At 52.6% G+C, this 22578-nt stretch carries 20 protein-coding genes; 16 read left to right on the forward strand and 4 right to left on the reverse strand.

All coding sequences use genetic code 11. The features are described from left to right. The first annotated feature begins 40 nt into the window (after positions 1 to 40). Positions 41 to 1036 carry an aldo/keto reductase gene (locus tag GW590_RS12415; protein ID WP_169403366.1) on the forward strand — a complete coding sequence of 332 codons (996 nt, stop codon included), beginning with the start codon at positions 41 to 43 and terminating at the stop codon, positions 1034 to 1036. A gap of 10 nt (positions 1037 to 1046) precedes the next feature. Here the strand turns inward: GW590_RS12415 and rsmC are convergent, their stop codons facing one another. Next, positions 1047 to 2093, reverse strand: coding sequence for a 16S rRNA (guanine(1207)-N(2))-methyltransferase RsmC (gene rsmC, locus GW590_RS12420; protein ID WP_169403367.1), 1047 nt, complete (start codon positions 2091 to 2093; stop codon positions 1047 to 1049). A gap of 196 nt (positions 2094 to 2289) precedes the next feature. Here rsmC and GW590_RS12425 point away from each other — a divergent pair, with 196 nt between their 5' ends. Continuing rightward, complete coding sequence (locus GW590_RS12425) at positions 2290 to 2721, forward strand: DNA polymerase III subunit psi (RefSeq protein ID WP_169403368.1); 432 nt, start codon at positions 2290 to 2292, stop codon at positions 2719 to 2721. Next, a complete protein-coding gene (gene rimI / locus GW590_RS12430) occupies positions 2672 to 3115 on the forward strand; it encodes a ribosomal protein S18-alanine N-acetyltransferase (RefSeq protein WP_169403369.1) in 444 nt (147 codons plus the stop codon). The genes GW590_RS12425 and rimI overlap by 50 nt, the downstream gene beginning before the upstream one ends. 79 nt (positions 3116 to 3194) lie before the next feature. On the opposite strand, the gene tsgA is transcribed toward rimI, so the two are convergent. After that, positions 3195 to 4373 carry an MFS transporter TsgA gene (tsgA, locus tag GW590_RS12435; RefSeq protein WP_169403370.1) on the reverse strand — a complete coding sequence of 393 codons (1179 nt, stop codon included), beginning with the start codon at positions 4371 to 4373 and terminating at the stop codon, positions 3195 to 3197. Positions 4374 to 4846: 473 nt separating this feature from the next. On the opposite strand from tsgA, the gene prfC reads away from it, so the two are divergent. From prfC to deoD, 9 genes are all read left to right on the forward strand, one after another. Then, the gene (gene prfC, locus GW590_RS12440) at positions 4847 to 6436 is read left to right on the forward strand and encodes a peptide chain release factor 3 (RefSeq protein WP_169403371.1); all 1590 of its coding nucleotides are present in this window, start codon (positions 4847 to 4849) and stop codon (positions 6434 to 6436) included. Positions 6437 to 6812: 376 nt separating this feature from the next. Next, on the forward strand, positions 6813 to 7412 hold the full coding sequence (osmY, locus tag GW590_RS12445) for a molecular chaperone OsmY (protein WP_169403372.1): 600 nt from the start codon (positions 6813 to 6815) through the stop codon (positions 7410 to 7412). A 280-nt stretch (positions 7413 to 7692) separates the two neighbouring features. After that, the gene (locus GW590_RS12450) at positions 7693 to 7854 is read left to right on the forward strand and encodes a DUF1328 domain-containing protein (RefSeq protein WP_169403373.1); all 162 of its coding nucleotides are present in this window, start codon (positions 7693 to 7695) and stop codon (positions 7852 to 7854) included. A gap of 225 nt (positions 7855 to 8079) precedes the next feature. Continuing rightward, positions 8080 to 9321, forward strand: a complete 1242-nt coding sequence (locus GW590_RS12455) for a patatin-like phospholipase family protein (protein ID WP_169403374.1) — start codon at positions 8080 to 8082, stop codon at positions 9319 to 9321. Next, positions 9318 to 10097, forward strand: coding sequence for a TatD family hydrolase (locus GW590_RS12460; RefSeq protein WP_169403375.1), 780 nt, complete (start codon positions 9318 to 9320; stop codon positions 10095 to 10097). Before GW590_RS12455 ends, GW590_RS12460 begins: the two co-directional genes overlap by 4 nt. 570 nt (positions 10098 to 10667) lie before the next feature. After that, complete coding sequence (deoC, locus tag GW590_RS12465; protein ID WP_169403376.1) at positions 10668 to 11447, forward strand: deoxyribose-phosphate aldolase; 780 nt, start codon at positions 10668 to 10670, stop codon at positions 11445 to 11447. A gap of 99 nt (positions 11448 to 11546) precedes the next feature. Then, positions 11547 to 12884 (forward strand): thymidine phosphorylase, encoded by a 1338-nt coding sequence (gene deoA / locus GW590_RS12470; RefSeq protein WP_169403377.1) that lies wholly within the window; start codon positions 11547 to 11549, stop codon positions 12882 to 12884. Between the two features lie 83 nt (positions 12885 to 12967). Beyond that, on the forward strand, positions 12968 to 14191 hold the full coding sequence (gene deoB, locus GW590_RS12475; protein WP_169403378.1) for a phosphopentomutase: 1224 nt from the start codon (positions 12968 to 12970) through the stop codon (positions 14189 to 14191). A gap of 129 nt (positions 14192 to 14320) precedes the next feature. After that, on the forward strand, positions 14321 to 15040 hold the full coding sequence (gene deoD, locus GW590_RS12480; protein ID WP_169403379.1) for a purine-nucleoside phosphorylase: 720 nt from the start codon (positions 14321 to 14323) through the stop codon (positions 15038 to 15040). A 62-nt stretch (positions 15041 to 15102) separates the two neighbouring features. Here the strand turns inward: deoD and GW590_RS12485 are convergent, their stop codons facing one another. After that, entirely contained in the window at positions 15103 to 15900 is a 798-nt protein-coding gene (locus GW590_RS12485; protein WP_169403380.1) for a YtjB family periplasmic protein, read from the reverse strand. A 127-nt stretch (positions 15901 to 16027) separates the two neighbouring features. Between GW590_RS12485 and serB the strand changes: the two genes are divergently transcribed. The 4 genes from serB (at position 16028) to GW590_RS12505 (ending at position 21456) form a co-directional block, all read left to right on the forward strand. Beyond that, complete coding sequence (gene serB / locus GW590_RS12490) at positions 16028 to 16993, forward strand: phosphoserine phosphatase (RefSeq protein ID WP_169403381.1); 966 nt, start codon at positions 16028 to 16030, stop codon at positions 16991 to 16993. 43 nt (positions 16994 to 17036) lie between these two features. Continuing rightward, positions 17037 to 18422 (forward strand): DNA repair protein RadA, encoded by a 1386-nt coding sequence (gene radA, locus GW590_RS12495; protein ID WP_169403382.1) that lies wholly within the window; start codon positions 17037 to 17039, stop codon positions 18420 to 18422. 63 nt (positions 18423 to 18485) lie between these two features. Further along, a complete protein-coding gene (gene nadR, locus GW590_RS12500; protein ID WP_169403383.1) occupies positions 18486 to 19733 on the forward strand; it encodes a multifunctional transcriptional regulator/nicotinamide-nucleotide adenylyltransferase/ribosylnicotinamide kinase NadR in 1248 nt (415 codons plus the stop codon). 205 nt (positions 19734 to 19938) lie between these two features. Beyond that, positions 19939 to 21456: a trypsin-like serine peptidase gene (locus GW590_RS12505; protein WP_169403384.1), complete on the forward strand. Its 1518-nt coding sequence runs from the start codon at positions 19939 to 19941 to the stop codon at positions 21454 to 21456. 53 nt (positions 21457 to 21509) lie between these two features. Here the strand turns inward: GW590_RS12505 and GW590_RS12510 are convergent, their stop codons facing one another. Continuing rightward, on the reverse strand, positions 21510 to 22511 hold the full coding sequence (locus tag GW590_RS12510) for a zinc-binding alcohol dehydrogenase family protein (RefSeq protein ID WP_169403385.1): 1002 nt from the start codon (positions 22509 to 22511) through the stop codon (positions 21510 to 21512). Between the last annotated feature and the right edge of the window lie 67 nt (positions 22512 to 22578).

Raw genomic sequence — 22578 nt, forward strand, 5'->3', positions numbered from 1 at the left:
CCGATGGCGTAGCGATAAATTTGGCTGGAAGGAAAGCAAAATGAAAATGCGTCAATTGGGTCACAAGGGTCCGCTGGTTTCCGCGCTGGGCTTAGGCTGTATGGGCATGAGTGAGTTCTATACCGCGGGAATGGACGACAAAGCCTCACTGGCGACGTTGGATCGTGCGCTGGAGTTGGGGGTAACCCTGTTGGATACCGCCGATGTCTACGGCCCTTACACCAACGAGATATTATTGGGCAAGGCCCTGCAGGGGCGACGCGATCGGGTATTTTTGGCTACCAAGTTTGGTATTGTGCGCGATGCGAACAATCCGCAGGCCAGGGGGACCAATGGTCGGCCCGAGTATATCCGTCAGTCGGTGGAAGGCAGCCTTAAGCGTTTGCAAACCGAGGTGATTGACCTTTATTACCAGCATCGTGCCGATCCGGATGTGCCAATTGAAGAGAGCGTCGGCGCGATGTCCGATCTGGTGCGCGAGGGCAAGATCCGCTATCTGGGGATGAGCGAAATATCGGCGTCGACGCTGGAGCGTGCGCACAAGGTTCATCCTATCAGCGCATTGCAGACAGAGTACTCGCTGTGGAGCCGTGACGTTGAAGAGAGCATCTTGCCAGCCTGTCAGCGCCTGGGCATTGCCTTTGTGCCTTACAGCCCGCTGGGACGCGGATTCTTGACTGGCGCTATCCGTTCACCGGATGATTTCGCGGCCAATGATTTTCGCAGAAATAATCCGCGTTTTCAGGGGGAGAATTTTGCCAAAAATTTGCAGCTGGTGGATAAGGTGGTGGCGATGGCCAGTGAGAAAGGAGTGAAACCTTCGCAACTGGCTCTCGCCTGGGTATTGGCTCAGGGGGAGAACATAGTGCCCATCCCCGGAACCAAGCGGACAATTTATTTAGAAGAGAACATCGCCGCCCTTGATGTCATCCTGAGTGAAGCCGAAATCGCGGCGATGGATGCTGCTTTCCCTGTGCGCGCCGCTGCCGGAGAGCGCTACGGCACAGAGATGATGCGCATTCTAAATAATGCCTGACCCTGTAGGTTTAACGCTTTTTCTTTTTGGTATCACGCGGCGGACGGCCACGGGTAGCCAGATAGACTTTGAAGCGGCCATTTTGCGCCAGCACTTCATGGCTGCCAAAGGTGGCATCCAACAGCGCGGCATAAGGCAAGAAGGCGTTGGCAACAATACGTAGCTGGCCACCGATATTCAGATGGTTTACCGCACCGCGGATCAACTGCTCGGAAGCGTGCAGGCTGGTTTGCAAACCTTCGTGGAACGGCGGGTTGGAAATAATCATATCGTAACGGCCAGTAATGTCGGAATAGACGTTACTGGCAATCACTTCACCCTGCAGGTTGTTGGCGGCCAGCGTGGCACGACTGGCTTCCAGTGCCGCAGCACCGACATCGCTCAGGGTGATTTTCATTTTTGGCGAATAGGTGGCCAGCACCGCCCCCAGTACACCGGAACCGCAGGCAATATCCAGCACTTTGCCTTTTATTGGTTCTTCAAAGCTATTGAGTAACAGCAGGCTGCCGCTGTCCAAACCTTCACGGCTAAACACGCCAGGCAGGGTTTTCACCGTCACTTCTTCAACCATATAGGTCTGCCACCAGGCATCGGCGTCAAACTCGGGCTGCTGGTCCAGGCGACCGTGATACAGGCCACAGCGGCGGGCACTGTCAACTTTGCCCAGTTGGCACAGTTCGCCCAGCATCTCTTCGGCGCTGCGCACTCCACTGCGGTTTTCACCGACCACAAACACGTCGATGCCTACCGGCAGCAGAGACAGCAGATTAAACAGCTGGAATCTGGCTTCCTGTTTGCTCTTCGGCCAGTAGTAAATCAACAGATCACTGCCGGCAACAAACTCGGCGTTGGCCACCAGGCCAAACTGCACATCCTCTTCCATCGAGGCGCTGAGCATTTGCCAGTGATGGTATTGATTGGTGTGCACCCGCACACTTTCGGCCTCGAAGTTGGCGGGTAGGTCGTCTTGCAGGTCGCCAGCAAACAGCACGTGGCGGCCTATAAATTCATCGCTATGACGCAGTAAAACTTCACTGGCCGGGGTTAATGCAGACATCAGATTCTGGCTCCTCAGGTAGATGGCCGGGGATTATATACTCTTTATCCCCCAAGATGCAGGCTTGTTACTTTCACATCTCTGCTTATCTGCCGGTACGCACGCTGTAGACAGTCCGCTGAGGCTTTATTGGCGTGTGCCGGGCGGGTTTGCTAGCATAGCGCGCTATTGGCGTCACCAACGGGCAGGAATAAGCATGGCAACAAGACGTGACTGGTTATTACAACAACTGGGCATTAGCCAGTGGACGCTGCGTCGCCCTACGGTTTTACAGGGTGAAGTGGCCGTTAGTCTGCCAGAGCAAACCCAGCTGCTGATTGTGGCTGAACTGCTGCCCAGCGAAGGTGATGAGTTGATTAACGATGTGATCCGCAGCCTTTGTCTGTCCCCTGAGCAGGTTTACTGTCTGCAACAGGATCAACTGGCTATGCTGCCTGCGGATCTCCACTGTAATACCTGGCGACTGGGTATCCGCGATCCTTTGCCGATCGCGGGTGCCCAGTTATACAGCCCGGCCCTGGCCGAGCTTTCTCAAGACGCTGGAGCCAAACGCGCGCTCTGGCAGCAGATTTGTGAAAATGAACAACATTTCTATCCTGACCTCCGCGGATCTGACGCGCGCCTTTGAGATTGAACAAGCCAGTCACGCCTTTCCCTGGAGTGAAAAGACGCTGGCCAGCAATCAGGGCGAGCGTTACCTCAATCTCAAGCTGGAACAGCAGGGGATAATCGTCGGTTTTGCTATAGTGCAAATCGTATTGGATGAGGCGACGCTGTTTAATATTGCCATCGATCCGGCGTATCAACGTCAGGGGCTGGGGCGGTTATTGCTGTGCGAGATTATCACGCAGATTGAGACGCGGGATGTGTTTACGCTGTGGCTTGAGGTGCGCGCTTCCAACCGCGGGGCTATCGCCCTGTATGAAAGTCTTGGCTTTAATGAAGTCTCGATCCGCCGCAATTACTACCCTGCGCCGTCAGGACGGGAAGATGCCATTATTATGGCCTTGCCGCTAGGCTGAAGGCAGAAAAGATCAGATTTTACTCTGATCTTTTTCGGAGCAAAGCGGCGCGGGTGTCCAGCACCCGCGCCGGTCAGACTTATTTATGGCCGTGCATTCTGTGCCGGGTAACAAATCCCAACACCAGACACATCACAAACACTACAAAATAGAGACCGTTGGCCGTGGCCAGTGCGGCATGGGCACCGCTATTGGCGACGATAGGCCCCGTCACCACAAAGGTCAGCATGGTGCCCACGGTGCCGCAGGTGAGAATAAAATTCACCAGCTTGGGCGAGGAGACCTTGGTTTGTAGTGAGCCGAGGGTAATGATAGTGGTGTAGATGGCGCTGGAGACAAAACCCAGAGCCAGAATGGCATAAACCAGATGTGCCGGGTTATCGGTGGAGATAAACAGATACATCGCTACCGTTGCCAGGGCAGTAAGCAGGGTGACAATACGTTGCAAATCGAAGTAACGCAGCACAAAGCTGAACACCCACATACCAATCATATATGAGGTCCAGAAGTCGCTGACCAGCTTACCCGCCTGATTGATATCCAGGTTGAAGGTCTTGGTGACATATTCTGGCACCCACTGGATAAAGCCCAACTGGCCGAGGATATAGCACAGCGCAGCAATGGACAGAAACAGCACGCCAACGCCCCATTTCTCTTTGGTAACCGGTTGATCGGCGGTTTCGGCTTTGCTGCCCAATACCGGGAACTCTGCCATCAGGGTCAGTACAAAGATCGCCACATACAGCAGGCCGATGCAGGCATACACCCAGTACCAGCCAATACTGCGCGCCAACAGCATGGCGGCAATAATCGGGAAGATCATCCCGGCCATGCTAAAGAAGGAGTCGGTAAACAGCAGACGGGATCCGCGTTGACGCCCTTCATAGAGATGGGTGATCAGAAAGGTGCCGATCGACATGGTGATACCGCTGACCACGCCGAGAATAAACATACATAGCGAAAACACGCTGATACTTTTGCTGATCATCAGGCCGGCCACCGCCAACACCATCAGAATAAAGCCAAAAATCAACTGGCGTTTCAGCGGGATCACTTCCATTAACCAGGCATTAAGGAAAATGGCTATCAGGATCCCGGCATTGAGGAAGGTAAAGGTATTACTCATGCTGGAGACCGGCAGACCGAAATACTCGGCGATATTGCCCATCACCATGCCGGTGACAATGACCAGTGCACCGGTAAGTCCGTAAGAGAAGAAACTGATCCAGGTAAGAAGCAATCGATTACTGTTATTCATGAGATACATCCTTGTGATGTATAGGGGTTGAAACGAGTAAAATAGCGTTTTTCCCGTTGTCTCGGGCACTGTCGCAGCAATACCAACAAGCAAGGGATCGGGTATCAGCGGGGCTGGCACCGGGTCGCGCGGTACAACTTTTATTGGCCGATTATCCAGAAAGGCGCAGGGCAAATATGTGATGGGTTAGGTATTTTTAATGCAAGATGTAAAGTTATGCAAAAAATATATGTGATAAACCTCTCATATCAATGAAAGGTGACGGAATTAAAGCCCGATGCTGGCCGTCAGATAAGGCGATTAACGGCTACTTTTGACCATTGTGCCGGTGGAATGTAAAAGCATTGATTGTCTAACCCTGACAAATCATAGAAAATAGCCGGCTATAACTTTTATTACCGCTTTGCCTGATGCCGTTCTGGCTTAAAATCAATACCGATGCAGGGCGGACAACCGCAGAAACGTGGAAAAACATGTCTCCTAGTGAATACGCCCTCGAAGTCGCCAAGCGCCGAACTTTCGCGATTATCTCGCACCCCGATGCGGGTAAAACCACCATTACTGAAAAAGTGCTGTTGTTTGGACACGCTATTCAGACCGCCGGTACGGTAAAAGGCCGTGGCTCAAGCCATCATGCCAAATCCGACTGGATGGAAATGGAAAAACAGCGTGGTATCTCCATTACCACCTCGGTGATGCAGTTTCCTTACCATGACTGCCTGGTCAACCTGCTTGACACCCCGGGGCACGAAGACTTCTCCGAAGATACTTATCGTACGCTGACGGCCGTCGACTGTTGCCTGATGGTCATTGATGCCGCCAAAGGCGTAGAAGATCGTACCCGTAAACTGATGGAAGTCACCCGGCTGCGCGATACGCCGATCCTGACTTTTATGAACAAACTTGACCGTGATATCCGCGATCCAATGGAAGTGATGGACGAAGTCGAACGTGAGCTGAAAATCGCCTGTTCGCCCATCACCTGGCCTATTGGCTGCGGTAAGCTGTTTAAAGGGGTCTATCATCTCTATAAAGATGAAACCTATCTTTATCAGACCGGCAAGGGTCATACCATTCAGGAAGTACGCATCGTCAAAGGGTTGAATAATCCCGATCTGGATCAGGCGATTGGCGAAGACCTGGCCAAACAGCTGCGGGAAGAGTTGGACCTGGTGATGGGCGCTTCCCATGAGTTCGATCATGAGGCTTTCCTTAGCGGCGATTTGACACCGGTATTCTTTGGTACTGCGCTGGGTAACTTTGGTGTCGACCATATGCTTGACGGCTTGGTTGACTGGGCGCCTGCGCCTATGCCGCGTCAAACCGACGTACGCGAAGTGGCGGCAGATGACGAGAAGTTCACCGGCTTCGTGTTTAAAATTCAGGCCAATATGGATCCGAAACACCGCGACCGCGTTGCCTTTATGCGCGTGGTGTCCGGTAAATACGAAAAAGGCATGAAACTGCGCCAGGTGCGTACCGGTAAAGATGTGGTTATCTCCGATGCCCTGACCTTTATGGCCGGGGATCGCTCCCATGTAGAAGAAGCCTGGCCGGGCGATATTATCGGTTTGCACAACCATGGCACCATCCAGATTGGCGATACCTTTACCCAGGGTGAAAATATGAAATTCACCGGTATCCCTAACTTTGCCCCTGAGTTGTTCCGCCGTATTCGCCTGCGCGATCCGCTTAAACAAAAACAGCTGCTTAAAGGGCTGGTGCAGCTTTCAGAAGAGGGGGCGGTGCAGGTATTCCGTCCGCTGATTAATAACGATCTGATTGTTGGTGCGGTGGGTGTGCTGCAGTTTGACGTGGTGGTATCGCGTCTTAAGAGCGAATATAACGTTGAAGCGCTGTATGAATCGGTTAACGTCTCTACCGCGCGTTGGGTTGAATGTGCGGATGTGAAGAAATTTGAAGATTTCAAACGTAAAGCCGAGATGAATCTGGCACTGGATGGTGGCGATAATCTGACCTATATCGCCCCCACCATGGTCAATTTGAATCTGACCCAGGAACGTTATCCGGAAGTCCTTTTCCGCAAAACCCGCGAACACTGATCGGTTATTTACCGCATCCAGTCATCCGAAGACGGCCTTGTGGCCGTCTTTTTTATTATAAAAATATTTTAAAAATTAAAATATCTTTTACTTTATGGTTATTTATTAACCAATATTTCGCCAGATACCTCAGACTTATCTGTATTACAGGTTAATGAAGCATTCTTTCTACAGTTTTGCTCATGGTCGACTATATTAAATAAACGCACAACGAAGGCAGCAAAAAGCGCTGACCTTTTTAGATAACGTAGAGTGTTGTGCTGCGCGTTTTGATAAGCGCAGCAAAAAATCACAGTAATGCGTTTTTACTCGTCACGACCATGTGGCGTAAAGAGCCTGCAATTTAAGGGCTACCAAACTGTTAAGGAAGAAATCGATGAAAAAGTCCAATTTTGCCTACTCAATGATGGCCGTTGTTCTGGGTACCGCTCTGATGAGTGGAAGTGCACTGGCAGCGACTGTACAAAGCACCGCCAATGATGCGGGCGCCAAAATCGATAGCTCCATGAAAAAAGTTGATAACTACATGGGCGACAGCGCCACCACGGCCAAAGTCAAAAGTGCCCTGGTAGATGATAAAGCGATTAAAAGCACCGACATTTCAGTCAAAACTGAAAATGGTGTGGTGACCTTAAGCGGTTTTGTAGGTTCATCGGCAGAAGCGGAACAAGCCGTTGCCGTAGCGACCAAAGTTGAAGGTGTAAAATCCGTCAGCGACAAGCTGCATACCAAAGACGCCAAGACGCAATCGGTGAAAGGTTATGCTGGCGATACAGCGACCACCACCTCAGTGAAAGCCAAGCTTTTGGCTGATGACATCGTGCCTTCACGTATGGTGAAAGTGGAAACCACTGACGGCGTGGTGCAGCTGTCTGGTACGGTGAAAGATCAGGCTCAGTCCGATCGTGCTGAAAGTGTTGCCAAAACGGTTGATGGCGTTAAAAGCGTCAAAAATGACCTCAAAATCAAGCCTTAATCCTTCCTGGATGCTGTTGCCCGTCCACGCGGTGGGCAACGGTTTTTAGCTGTTCCATGCACGGCGAGTGACCTGTGTTATTCAAAGATAACTGGGGAACACTCTGAGAAATCACTGAGTTTCCATCGCTGTTCTGTTTTTCAAGCTATGTTTAATAAGGTACGACTTAATTTAAATTTTGTACTGATTGTTAAATGTTGCCTGAGATAAAGCGTTATTCAGCGTGCATTTTGATGGCCAAGTTATGTACGAATATTTTAAATAGGGTAAGGAGAAGCTTATGTTTCGTTGGGGTATTATTTTTCTGGTTATCGCGTTAATCGCGGCAGCGCTGGGTTTCGGTGGCCTGGCAGGCACAGCGGCCTGGGCTGCAAAAATCGTCTTTGTGGTAGGTATCATCCTGTTCCTGATCAGCTTGTTTACCGGTCGTAAACGACTCTGACACCATAAAAGATTCTGCTATCAAGGCAGTGGCTGACGTTATGTCAGGCACTGCCTGCTTGTTTGTGGCCCCGGCTGTTTTTAAATGCAGGCGAGTTGGGCGAAAGGCAGCACCGGGAATTAACAGACAGTAACGATTTTCCCCGCACCTTTTTACAACAAAATCACCCATCGTCTAAAGACAGCGTATGCTCATTGGAGAGAGCTATTCATTGAGGGATGGTCGTTGGGATACAGAATACCGGTCACGCTGGGCAATATTGAGCCGCTGGCGTACAAACCCTACAGACCCGGCAAGATCGCGCTGGTTTGTGAAGGCGGCGGTCAGCGGGGCATCTTTACCGCCGGCGTATTGGACGAGTTCCAGCGTGCGGGCTTTAATCCATTCGATTTATTGATTGGCACGTCTGCCGGTGCGCAGAATCTTTCCGCGTATGTCTGCGGCCAACCCGGTTATGCCCGACGCGTAATTACTCGCTATACCACCAGTCCTCTGTTTTTTAATCCGCTGCGTTTTGTTCGCGGTGGCCATCTGATCGACCTCGACTGGCTGGTGGATACCACCACGGCAAATATGCCGCTGGCGATGGAGAGTGCAGAAAAATTGCTGATCGACGGACGCGAATTTTTAATGTGTGCCTGTCGCAGCGATGACTATACCCCCAATTATTTTGCCCCGACGCGGGAGAACTGGCTGCCGGTGATCAAAGCCTCCAGTGCCATCCCCGGATTTTATCGCTTGGGCGTCGATCTTGACGGCATCAGCTATCAGGACGGCGGCATCAGTGACGCTATTCCGGTGGAGGAAGCCTATCGCCGCGGAGCCGATACCATTGTGGTGATCCGTACCGTGCCTTCGGCGATGTTTTATACGCCGCAGTGGATGAAGCGTATGGAGCAGTGGCTTAGTGACAGCAGTCTGCAACAGCTGGTCCATATGATGCAACACCATGAACAAAGCTATCACCGTATCCAGCAGTTTATTGAGAACCCACCGGGCGATCTGCGCATTTTTGAAATCTTTCCGCCCAAGCCATTGGCCAGCCATGCCCTGGGCAGTCGTTTGCCTGCGCTGAATCAGGATTATCATCTGGGGCGACGCTGCGCCCGCTACTTTTTATCTGCGGCGTCGCGCTGGCTGTTGCCGAGAGAGAAAGATTTGCCTATGCCGATTATCACTCCGCGCAAAGTCAGGTCGCGGCGTATTGTAGTGCCTGCGGCTGCGCCCGACATTGAATTACCTTTGAGCACGGCGGCCAACCAGTCGGATTTGATTGTCGCGGACAGCATTGCGCTGGCGGATCTGGATATTGGCCATACTTTCCAGCCGGCTGCCAACAACAGCGAGGATGAGGCAGCGTTGGCGATTGACGGACAGACGGCGCAAGCGGTGCAGAGCGATCTGTTACTGCCGCGAGTCTCAGTGGCCAATAAACCGGTCGCAGAGGATGAAGGAGGCGAGGTATGACGCCGACTTTTGTCGATACCCACTGCCATTTCGATTTTCCCCCGTTTAGCCACCACGAAAGCGCCAGCCTGGAGGCGGCGGCAGTCGCCGGGGTCAGGCAACTGATTGTGCCGACGGTCACCGCTGACCGTTTTGATCCCGTGCTCGCGCTGGCCAACACTTATCCGCAAGTTTATGCCGCTCTTGGTCTGCACCCGCTATATGTCGCCCGCCACCGCGACGAGGATCTGGCATTGCTGGCCGATCGTTTGCAGACGCGTAGCGAAAAGCTGGTGGCGATTGGTGAGACTGGTCTCGATCTCTATATGGATACGCCGCAGTTCGACAAACAGCAACAGCTGCTGCTGGCGCACTTTGCTTTGGCCAGGCAATTCTCTTTGCCGTTGATCCTCCATTCACGACGCACACACGATCCGTTAGCGGCTATGCTGCGTAAAGCGTCATTGCCTGCCACCGGCGTGGTGCATGGTTTTGCTGGCAGCCTGTCACAGGCGCAGGCGTTTGTCGCTCTCGGCTTTGCGATTGGCGTCGGTGGAACCATCAGTTATGAGCGGGCACAAAAAACGCGGCGGGTGATGGCGCAGCTCCCCCTTTCCTCCCTGTTGCTGGAGACCGATGCCCCCGATATGCCTTTACAGGGCTTTCAGGGACAGCCTAATCGACCGGAACGCGCCGCCCAGGTGTTTGCCACGCTGTGTGAGCTGCGGCCTGAATCCCCTGAATCTATAGCTCAGGCGCTGCTGGCCAACACCCGGCGAGTGTTTAATCTCCCTTAGCTTAGGTTGTGTTATTTAAATAACATAATTAGGCTCTGCTCGTTTCACTTCAGCTTAAGATCCCCTTGCTGCTGGCTGACCCGATCTGTTTGCCGCAAGCATCCATTGCCGCTTAATAGCAGGAGTGTGAGCTATTGCCGGTTTTTGCTATCCTGTAGGCCATTGGCTTAGTCGACGCTTTCTAACGCGGATTTTTTCATCTATAAATGTTATTTAAATAACATTTATAGATGGAGTAGAATAAAGACTATGAAGAGTTTTATCTGCAAGCATCCCTTGTCATGTTTCAGGTATACACTTTTACTCAAGCCCTGATCTGAGCGTATGGTCGCTTAAGTGTGATGTAAGTCTCATTTTTATGAGCGCCGTTGCAATCGATTTTCATTTTGTGTGAAATACTGCACATCTGAAAGCCCGCGAACCTGTTCAAATAAGTCTTAACAGGTGGGTGATTGCCCAGTCTGCTCGCCAAAAGTGCCGAACGCCTGTTGTATCTAAAAATACAAGCGTTCTTGACGGTATGCTCGGTTCTGACGGGGTGTCAGAATTGAAAATTGTTGGAGAGATTTTATGACAGATTTAACCGCAGCCGCGCAACGTGCGCTCAAGCTGATGGATTTAACCACCCTTAATGACGACGATACCGACGCCAAAGTCATTGCGCTCTGTCACCAGGCAAACAGCCCGGCTGGACATACCGCCGCGATTTGCATCTATCCACGTTTTATTCCTGTGGCGCGTAAGGCCTTGCGTGAACAGGGCACTCCGGATATTCGTATCGCCACCGTCACCAACTTCCCACACGGTAACGATGATATTGATATTGCGCTGGCTGAAACTCGTGCCGCCATTGCCTATGGTGCCGATGAAGTTGACGTGGTGTTCCCTTATCGTGCCTTGATCGCCGGTAATGAACAGATTGGTTTTGAACTGGTCAAACAGTGCAAGCAGGCTTGTGCTGCCGCTGATGTTTTGCTGAAAGTGATCATCGAAACCGGTGAGCTGAAGCAGGACGCGCTGATCCGTAAAGCCTCCGAGATTGCCATCAAGGCCGGGGCGGACTTTATTAAAACCTCCACCGGTAAAGTGCCGGAAAATGCCACCCTGAAAAGCGCTGAACTGATGATGAGCGTTATTAAAGATCTCGGCGTTGCCCAGTTGGTGGGTTTTAAACCGGCGGGTGGGGTGAAAACTGCCGAAGATGCTGCGCAGTATCTGGCATTGGCCGATCGCCTTTTAGGCCGTGAATGGGCGGATGCCCGCCATTTCCGCTTTGGCGCCTCCAGCCTGTTGGCCAGCCTGCTGACGACTCTTGGTCATCAAGGCCAAAAAACCGGCAGCGGTTACTGATCCTGGTCTGATACAGGTGTCGGCATCATAGCTTCGCCGACACCGATTACCCGGTCCGTGGTGCGGCTTCCTCTCTTTTATACCTACTGGGGTGAGAACTTGGCTTCTGTACAAAAATCCTTTCTGGCTCAGGAAATAATTCGAAAAAAACGCGATGGTCATGCGCTGAGCGAAGACGAAATCCGCTTTTTCATTAACGGCGTGCGTGACAGTCAGGTCTCTGAAGGGCAGATTGCCGCATTGGCGATGACCATCTACTTTAATGATATGGATCGCGAGGAACGTGTTGCGCTGACCATGGCAATGCGCGATTCCGGCACGGTGCTCAACTGGCAAAGTCTTGATCTACAGGGGCCGATTGTCGACAAACACTCCACCGGCGGCGTGGGCGACGTTACTTCCTTGATGTTGGGGCCGATGGTCGCTGCCTGTGGCGGCTATGTGCCGATGATCTCCGGGCGAGGTCTGGGCCATACCGGCGGCACTTTAGACAAATTGGAAAGCATCCCGGGGTTTGATATTTTCCCCGATGACAGCCGTTTTCGGCAGATTATTAAGGATGTCGGCGTGGCTATTATCGGCCAGACCAACTCCCTGGCTCCGGCGGATAAACGCTTTTATGCCACCCGCGATATTACTGCGACAGTGGACTCCATTCCGTTGATCACCGCCTCTATTCTGGCGAAAAAACTGGCCGAAGGGCTGGATGCGCTGGTGATGGATGTCAAAGTGGGGTCGGGGGCATTTATGCCGACCTACGCGCTGTCACAGGAGTTGGCGCAGGCCATTGTTGACGTTGCCAATGGCGCGGGCTGTAAAACCACGGCGCTGCTGACTGATATGAATCAGGTGCTGGCTTCCAGCGCCGGAAACGCCGTTGAAGTTCGCGAAGCAGTGCGCTTTTTGACCGGTGACTATCGCAGTCCTCGTCTCTATGACGTGACCATGGCGCTGTGTGTTGAAATGCTGCTGTCTGGCGGACTGGCCACCGATGACGCCGACGCCCGTCGCAAATTGCAGGCGGTGCTCGACAATGGCAAAGCCGCCGAAATTTTTGGCAGAATGATTGCCGCGCAAAAAGGGCCGACCGACTTTATCGAACATTATGACCGTTATTTGCCCCAGGCCACCCTGAGCAAAATGGTCTATTCAGAAAAGGCCGGGATTGTCACCTCAATGGATACCCGGGCATTAGGAATGAGCGTGGTGGCGCTGGGCGGCGGTCGCCGTCGGGCCAGCGACGCCATTGACTACAGCGTGGGGTTAACCCAGATGTCACGCATCGGTCAGCAAGTTGATACCCAGCATCCGCTGGCGATGATCCACGCCAACAGCGAAGAAGCCTGGCAGCAGGCCGCTGACGCCGTGCGGGCGGCGATCGTATTAAGCGATACCGCCCCCGAAACCCTGCCGGTTATTTATCGGCGTATTGGCTAGACACCGGGGCGGGGTCACGCATTCACCAAAAAGCGGCAGACCATCGCCGTTTGTAACGCGTATTAATGCGCAGGAGAGCAAAAATGAAACGTACATTTATTATGGTGCTGGACTCATTTGGAATTGGCGCCAGTGAAGATGCCGAACGCTTTGGTGACGTGGGTTCAGACACGCTGGGCCATATCGCCCAGGCCTGTGCGCGCGGCGAGGCCAACGTCGGTCGTCACGGACCGTTGCATTTACCCAATCTGACGCGTCTGGGCCTGGCAAAAGCAGCAGAAGCTTCAACCGGACATTTCCCGGAAGGGATGGACGCCAATGCGGAAATCACCGGTGCTTACGCCTATGCCAGCGAGCTGTCATCTGGTAAAGATACGCCATCAGGACACTGGGAAATTGCCGGTGTGCCGGTGCTGTTTGAATGGGGTTACTTCCTCGATCAAACCAACAGTTTCCCGCAGGAGCTGCTCGACAAACTGGTCGCGCGTGCCGGCCTGCCCGGTTATCTCGGCAACTGTCACTCCTCGGGCACCGTGGTACTCGACAATCTCGGCGAAGAACATATGAAAACCGGTAAGCCGATTTTCTATACTTCGGCGGACTCGGTATTCCAGATTGCCTGCCATGAAGAGACCTTTGGCCTTGAGCGTCTCTATGAACTTTGTGAAATCGCCCGTGAAGAGTTGACCGAAGGCGGCTATAACATTGGCCGTGTGATTGCTCGTCCGTTTATCGGCGATAAAGCCGGTCACTTTGAGCGTACCGGTAATCGTCATGATTTGGCCGTTGAGCCGCCTGCGCCAACCATCCTGAAAAAACTGGTGGATGAGAAGGGCGGGCATGTGGTGTCGGTGGGCAAAATTGCCGATATTTACGCGCAAGTGGGGATCACCAAAAAAGTGAAGGCCACCGGTCTGGATGCGCTGTTTGATGCCACTATCAAAGAGATGAAAGCCGCCGGGGACAAGACCATTGTCTTTACCAACTTTGTCGATTTTGACTCCTCTTACGGCCACCGCCGCGACGTGGCAGGTTATGCCAGTGCGCTGGAGCTGTTCGACCGCCGTCTGCCGGAGCTGCTGGCGCTGATGCAAGAGGATGACATTATGATCCTCACTGCCGACCATGGCTGTGACCCGACCTGGCGCGGCACCGATCATACTCGCGAACATATCCCGGTATTACTCTGCGGTCCGAAAGTGAAACCTGGCTCGCTGGGACATCGTGATACCTTTGCCGATATCGGCCAAACGGTAGCCCACTACTTTGACCTGTCGCCGATGGATTACGGAAAATCCATGCTTTAAGGGCGATTTTTTGCGAAAATTCATTTTCTATCGTTATGATTTTACTCTCGCGGTTGTTCCCGCTGTCGGCGCTGGGCCTGCGTGAACAACCGTGCGGGACACCACACTGAACAATAAGGAATGTTAACTATGGCGACGCCACACATTAATGCTGAAATGGGCGATTTTGCAGACGTAGTGCTGATGCCAGGCGATCCCCTGCGCGCCAGGCATATCGCAGAGACCTTTTTGCAGGATGCCGTTGAGGTCAATAACGTTCGCGGTATGTTGGGTTATACCGGCACTTATAAAGGCCGCAAGATTTCCGTTATGGGTCACGGGATGGGCATTCCTTCTTGCTCCATCTATGCCAAAGAGCTGATCACCGAGTTCGGCGTTAAAAAGATCATCCGCGTCGGTTCCTGCGGAGCGGTACGTAGCGATGTCAAACTGCGTGACGTGGTGATTGGCATGGGTGCCTGCACCGATTCCAAAGTTAACCGTATGCGTTTTAAAGACCACGATTATGCGGCTATTGCCGACTATGACATGGTGCGCAACGCGGCAGATGCCGCGGCGGCCAAAGGGATTAAAGCGCGCGTGGGCAATCTCTTCTCTGCCGACCTGTTCTATACTCCCGATCCGCAAATGTTTGATGTGATGGAAAAATACGGCATTCTCGGTGTGGAAATGGAAGCGGCGGGGATTTACGGCGTAGCGGCAGAGTTTGGTGCCAAGGCGCTGGCAATCTGTACTGTCTCGGATCATATTCGCAGCGGCGAACAGACCACGGCAGCAGAACGTCAAACCACCTTTGACGATATGATTGTTATCGCGCTGGAATCAGTATTGCTCGGCGATAAAGACTAAGTCAGAGTTTGGTCGCAATAAACGGGAACCGCAGGTTCCCGTAGGTTTATTTCACGGCTATCTTATTTTTCTTTTGGTCTGGCGCTGCGTTTCAGACTGCGATAGGCGGCCTGCACCGCTTCTTTCTTGGCTTCTTCTTCCGGTGTGACCAGCGGTTTATCTTCCACTTTCTCTTCGGCAATGGCGATCACCAGCGGTTCATTATTATGCGCGGGTAGTTCATCGTCTTCATCGCGCTCTTTGACCCGCGTACTGGCGGTAAGCAGAAACGGCGACTGCTGCCAACGGCTGCGACGGCCCTGCAACAGCGTGCGCGCCAGAATAATACCGATAGCCAGCGCCAGCAGCATCATCAGACGCAGCAGGTTAGTGGTGTTATCCACCTGTTTGGCTTCGGTGGCCAGGACGTGGGTATCAAGGGTCATACGCAGAAAACCGCTGGGTCCGTCTTTATCGCCAATCGGCTGTACAATCTGGTGGTTAAAATAACTGCCGGCTCTTTTACCGTCGAGCGCCAGCCGGTCACGCACCGGTACCGTTTCACCCGAGTGGGCAATCAACGAGCCGTCGAGCTGGTATACACTGGCATCAAGAATGCGGCTGTGATCGGTAAGTTGATTTAAAATAGTGGTAATTTGCGCGATATCCGCGCCATCATTCTGACTGTCCATCAACGGGGCGAGGGAAAACGCCACCTGACGCGCAAGTGTTTGTGTCAGTTGTTCGACCTGTTGCGATCGCGCTAACTGGTGCCCGAGGCTAAAATAAGAAGCCCCTTGCATTAATATAACTAATAAAGCTAAGCAAATCAGTACGATAACCGTGTGATGTCTGCGAAGTTTCAGTTTGGCCACTGCCATTCTGTTTCCTTAAGATATTCGACGACTTTAATGTTGCCAGAAGCGTTAGCGATAGGGTAGCTTGATGCGGCGTTTTATCGCCACCCCTCTGCCTTTAGACAGAGTATTTGCACTTACAGGAGAAATCATGCCAAACAGTCTGACCTATTGCGATCTGCCTTCAGCGATCCATCAATGGCCGGGACTTCCCCTTTCACTCAGTGGTGACGAAGTGATGCCTCTCGATTACCGAGCCGGGCACACAGGCTGGCTCCTGTATGGTCGAAAGCTCGATAAAGTCAGCATCAGTCGCTTTCAGAGTAGCCTGGGCCGCGCAATGGTAATTGTCAGCGCCTGGATGGTCGAAGACTATCAGGTCGTGCGTCTGGCCGGTTCGTTAACGCCGGATGTCGTGCAACTGGCGGAACGCTTTGAATTCGATATTACCCCGCTGCACAAAGTCCCGCATATGCGCACCCCAGGTCTGCTGGTGATGGATATGGATTCTACGGCAATTGAGATCGAATGCATCGATGAAATTGCCAAACTGGCCGGTGTTGGCGAGCAGGTGGCGGAAGTCACCGAACGCGCCATGCGCGGTGAGCTGGATTTTGCTGCCAGTCTGCGCCAGCGCGTAGGCACTTTACAGGGTGCTGATGCCAATATTTTGCTTAAAGTCCGCGAAACGCTGCCTTTAATGCCGGGTCTAAAAACCATGGTTGCCCGTCTGCAAGAGTTGGGATGGCATGTGGCGATTGCCTCCGGCGGCTTCACCTATTATGCCGATTATTTGCGCCAACAGCTCGATCTGGTGTCCATTGCGGCCAATGAGCTGGAAATTTATGACGGCAAGTTAACCGGCAAGGTTGTCGGGCCGATCGTCGATGCTCAATACAAAGCCGATACGCTGTTGGCTCTGGCGGCAAAGCTGGGTATTGCCAAAGAGCAAACCGTGGCTATTGGTGACGGTGCCAACGATCTTAAAATGATGGCAGTGGCAGGAATGGGTATCGCTTTCCATGCCAAACCGAAAGTTTACCAACAGGCTGAAGTCAGTATTCGCCATGCCGATTTGATCGGTGTGCTCTGTATTCTCAGCGGCAGCCTGGCGTAAATCGGAACAACCGGGCGTTCGCGTCCAAAATAAGAGGTTAGTTGTGGCAAAAGCAGCAAAACGCGCGTTTGTGTGTAATGAATGCGGCGCAGATTATCCGCGCTGGCAGGGGCAATGCAGTGCCTGTCAGGCCTGGAACTCCATTACCGAAGTCCGTTTGGCTGCCTCTTCTCCCGGCGTAGCGCGCCCTGACCGTCTTAGCGGTTATGCTGGCGACGCCGGAGTGAGTCGTGTGCAGAAACTGTCGGATATCAGCCTGGATGAGCAACCGCGTTTCAGTACCGGCTTTAAAGAGTTTGACCGGGTGTTGGGCGGCGGCGTGGTGCCTGGCAGCGCTATTCTGATCGGCGGCAATCCCGGGGCCGGTAAAAGTACGCTGCTGTTGCAGATCCTCTGCAAACTGGGCCAAAGCATGAAAACGTTGTACGTCACCGGTGAAGAGTCCTTGCAACAAGTGGCGATGCGCGCACACCGTCTCGGCTTGCCTACTGACAATATGAATATGTTGTCGGAAACCAGCATTGAGCAGATCTGCCTGATTGCCGATCAGGAGCAGCCGAAACTGATGGTTATCGACTCCATTCAGGTGATGCATATGGCGGATATTCAATCATCCCCCGGTACCGTAGCGCAGGTGCGGGAAACTGCCGCTTATCTCACCCGCTTTGCCAAAACCCGCGGCGTGGCAATCGTGATGGTCGGCCATGTCACCAAAGACGGCTCGCTGGCCGGACCCAAAGTGCTGGAGCACTGTATCGACTGCTCGGTGCTGCTTGACGGTGACGCCGATTCACGTTTTCGCACGCTACGCAGCCATAAAAACCGCTTTGGTGCCGTCAATGAACTGGGCGTGTTTGCCATGACCGAGCAGGGGCTGCGTGAAGTCAGCAACCCCTCGGCGATCTTCCTCAGTCGCGGCGACGAGATCACCTCCGGCAGTTCGGTGATGGTGTTATGGGAAGGTACCCGGCCATTGCTGGTGGAGATCCAGGCGCTGGTGGACCATTCGATGATGGGCAACCCGCGTCGGGTGGCTGTGGGACTGGAGCAAAATCGCCTGGCCATTTTATTGGCCGTGCTGCATCGCCACGGCGGTTTGCAGATGGCGGATCAGGACGTGTTCGTCAATGTGGTCGGCGGTGTAAAAGTGACGGAGACCAGCGCCGATCTGGCGTTGCTGCTCTCGCTGGTTTCCAGCCTGCGCGATCGTCCGCTGCCGCACGATCTGGTGGTATTTGGCGAGGTGGGTCTGGCTGGTGAGATCCGTCCGGTGCCCAGCGGCCAGGAACGTATTGCCGAGGCGGCAAAACATGGCTTTAAACGGGCGATCGTCCCCCATGCCAATGTGCCGAAAAAAGTGCCGGATGGCATGAAAGTATTTGGCGTCAAAAAATTGGCTGATGCATTGGCGATCCTCGACGATCTCTGAGCAGGGTTGACACTTTAGGCTATCGCGCATGTGTGATATCGCCAATCAATACGAGGACAAGGCATGCCGCAATTCGATTATCTGAAGGCAGCGATTAAACAACAGGGATGCACACTGCAACAAGTGGCAGAAGCCAGCGGCATGACCAAGGGCTATCTCAGCCAACTGTTGAATGACAAGATCAAAAGCCCCAGCGCACAAAAGCTGGAGGCACTGCACCGTTTTCTCGATTTGGAGTTTCCCCGTCGCGAGAAAAAGGTGGGTGTGGTGTTTGGCAAGTTCTATCCGCTGCATACCGGCCATATCTACCTGATCCAGCGTGCCTGTAGCCAGGTGGATGAATTACATATTATTCTTGGTTTTGATGAGCCTCGCGACCGGCAACTGTTTGAAAATAGCTCGATGTCCCAGCAGCCGACGCTGAGTGACCGCCTGCGCTGGCTTTTGCAGACCTTTAAATATCAGAAAAATATTCGCATCCATGCCTTTAACGAAGAGGGCATGGAACCCTATCCCTACGGTTGGGATATCTGGAGCGAGGGCATTGGCGCCTTTATGCAGCAAAAAGGTATTCAGCCCAATACCATCTATACCAGCGAAGCAATAGATGCGCCGCAGTACCGCGAACATCTGGGGATTGATACGGTGGTCATCGATCCGAAACGTTCCTTTATGAATATCAGCGGTGCGCAGATCCGTCGCAATCCGTTCCGTTATTGGGACTATATCCCAACGGAAGTGAAGCCATTTTTTGTGCGTACCGTGGCGATCCTCGGCGGCGAGTCCAGCGGCAAATCGACGCTGGTCAACAAGCTGGCCAATATTTTCAATACTACCAGCGCCTGGGAATATGGCCGCGAATATGTATTTTCCCATCTTGGCGGCGACGAAATGGCGCTGCAATATTCCGACTACGATAAAATTGCCTTAGGTCAGGCGCAGTATATTGATTTTGCAGTAAAATACGCTAATAAAGTGGCCTTTATCGATACCGATTTTTTAACCACCCAGGCGTTTTGCAAAAAGTATGAAGGGCGGGAACATCCCTTTGTGCAGGCGCTGGTGGATGAATATCGCTTTGACCTGGTGATCTTGCTGGAGAACAATACACCGTGGGTAGCTGACGGTTTACGCAGCCTGGGTAGCTCGCTCGATCGCACCGCCTTTCAACAGCTGCTGATCGAAATGATGAATAAAAACAATATCCCATTTACCCATGTGACTTCTGCCGATTACGATCAGCGTTTTCTCGACTGTGTCGAATTGGTGCAAAATATGCTCGGCCATGATGGTTCGACTATCGGTGCCTGAAATAAAAGAGCGACAAGGTTGTTGTAAAAAACTTTATTAATATTTCCTCATTTTATATAACATTTACCCTGATAGAGAATATTCTCTATCAGGGTAAGAATTTTCTTTCTTTACCCTGTAGTCTATTTTTTATATTGATTAATGTTATCCTGCCGCCCTTATATTGCATTCCGCAGTCAGTTTTTTTCTATTTCACGGTAGCATCATGACGTTCAATACTTTACTTAGAGGGCTGGTGTTTTCTACGGCTCTACTTTCTGCTAACACTTTTGCCCTAATTATCAATCACTCAACGTTTATAAAAAATGGCGGGGATATTAATAATATTCCTAATACGCTGGAGCATGCTTATGAACCTCTGCGCAAGCAGAGCATGTTGGCGCCATTTGCGGCCGTTGGCAAAATTTATGCCTGTACCGCCACCTGGTTAGGTGACAGTCCGGATGGTAAAAAAAGCTATATTCTTACCGCAGCCCACTGTGCGGAGTATAAAGATCCCTCTGTCTCCAGCGGGCGTTATAGCGGGCAATTTCGCGATCGTCACGATCGCCTGATTGCCCAAGACGGTGTCTATTATCTGGGTCCATATCGGGTGAATCGACCGGACGGTTTTGGCGGAGCCTCAACGGATATTGCCCTGCTGGTATTGAATAAAAAAGCCACCATGACCGATGATCAAGGCCAGCCACTGAGTCAGCCCTGGCTTTATGATGGCGCTGCCGAGCTGGGGCAGAACGTGAGTTTATTGGGCTATGGCAATTGGGGAACAGGCCAGGTTTCGCCACAAAGTAACGCCTCTTCAGCGGACCATTTTTTACCGGAGAAAGGCAGCATGCGTGCCTGGGGCGAGAGCTATATCGATGCTATCTGGGAGATGGACCACGGTATGAGTGCGCCTTATCAACCAGAACAGCCCTCAAAAGCCTGGGCGCGGCTGGCTCCAGGTGACAGCGGTTCCGCCTGGTGGCAACAGCATCAGGGATTCTGGACTATTGTTGGTGTCACCAACGGTGGATCGGAAAATTCATCCAATGCGGCACGCGTCAGCCAGTATGTTGGCTGGATCAAAAGCCTCTATCCGCAGGTCCGCACTTTAAGCGAGATGACCACGGTGACGGCCTCGCAGACGCTGGCCCTGCCCGATTTGGCCAAGGAAGTGAGTGAAGGTTCGGTGACTTACCGGGTTCCGCAGCAGGATAATGCGCGCGGACCCCATGATGTCCACTGGGATTTGGGACCGGGCGAGAGTGAAATACGTATTAACCTGCAAGATATTAATAGTGGTGAATATCATCCACTGACGCTGCGCGCCTGGCGTGATGTTGGCTGTGATAAAGCGCCAATGAACAGTGCTGTTAACTGCGGTAATAAGCAAAGTCCTTTGCTGCTGAAATATCTTGGTGAAGATAATAAAGCCTTGCCGTCGGGACATTATAAAGGGAGCTTTTATATTTTGGCCGAGGGTTGGCATGATAAGAGTTATAAAAACAAATTAATGTTGTCGGCGGATATTAATATCAGCGAGGGGCATAACAGTAAGCCGCGCTATCCTTTGTATCAACCCGGTCAGTATTATAAGGCTGGCGATCGGGTCACCGACAGGCAGGGGAATATTTATCGCTGCCGAAACTTCCCCTACAACCGATTTTGCCAGGGGGAGAGTCGTTTTTATGCGCCAGGTAGCGGCACGCACTGGTCAACGGCCTGGAGCCGGGTACGCTGATTTCTGAACATAACAGGCCATCATGCAGATGGCCTGTTAATTGCCGGAGGATATCAGCAGGTAACAACCACTTTACCCTGCATATGACCCGCCAGCACTTGATGGTGCGCGGCCTGGATACTGGCTACTGTCAAACCATTGAGCGTTGCGGTTAGCGTCGTTTTTACCTTACCGGCGTCAACCAGCTCGGCGACCTGCTGGAGGATCTTGCCTTGTTGTGCCATATCCGGCGTGCTGAACATGCTGCGGGTAAACATAAATTCCCAGTGCAGCGAGGCGCTTTTCAGCTTTAACTGGTTTTGATCCAGCGGTTGGGCGTTTTCTACAATGGTACAAACCGTCCCCAGCGGGGCGATCAGTTGACTGATGGCTGGCCAGTGACCGTCGGTGTCATTTAGACAGAAAATATAATCCACCTGCTTGATACCATGACTGGCCAGTTCGCCGACCAGATCCTGGTAATTGACGGTCAGGTTGGCACCGCGCTCCAGGCACCAGGCTGCAGATTCAGGGCGTGATGCGGTGGCAATGATCTTGACCTGACTGTTCAGCGCAGCAAAAGGGATAGCCAGTGAGCCGACGCCACCGGCACCGCCAATGATCAGCAGAGTTTTCTCGGCGCTGGCATCCTGAATTTTCAGGTGTTCAAACAATCCTTCCCAGGCGGTCAGTGCGGTCAATGGCATTGCCGCCGCTGCAGCCCAATCCAGCGAACGCGGTTTTTTAGCCACAATGCGGTAATCAATCAACTGCTGGCTGGCATTGCTGCCAGGGCGGGTAATATCTCCGGCGTACCAGACTTCATCCCCCGGCGCGAAGCCGCTGACGTTTGGCCCCACGGCTGTGACGATGCCGCTGGCATCCCAGCCGAGAATTTTAGGTGCTTGTAGGCCATTTTTGATCGCCCCCTGATGCACTTTGGTATCAACCGGGTTAATGGAAACCGCTTTTACGGTCACCAGCAGATCATTTTCCCCCACCTCGGGCTGCGGTAATTTAATGGCGATAAACTGCTGCGGATCTTTTGGGTCAACGGCAATAGCGTGAATGCTCATCAGGTCACTCCAATAATAAATGTGGGTTGTGTAGATAACATCAGTGTAGCCCCCGTCGGGGTAGCTG

The organism is Rouxiella aceris (genome assembly GCF_012933545.1).
GTDB lineage: Bacteria > Pseudomonadota > Gammaproteobacteria > Enterobacterales > Enterobacteriaceae > Rouxiella > Rouxiella aceris.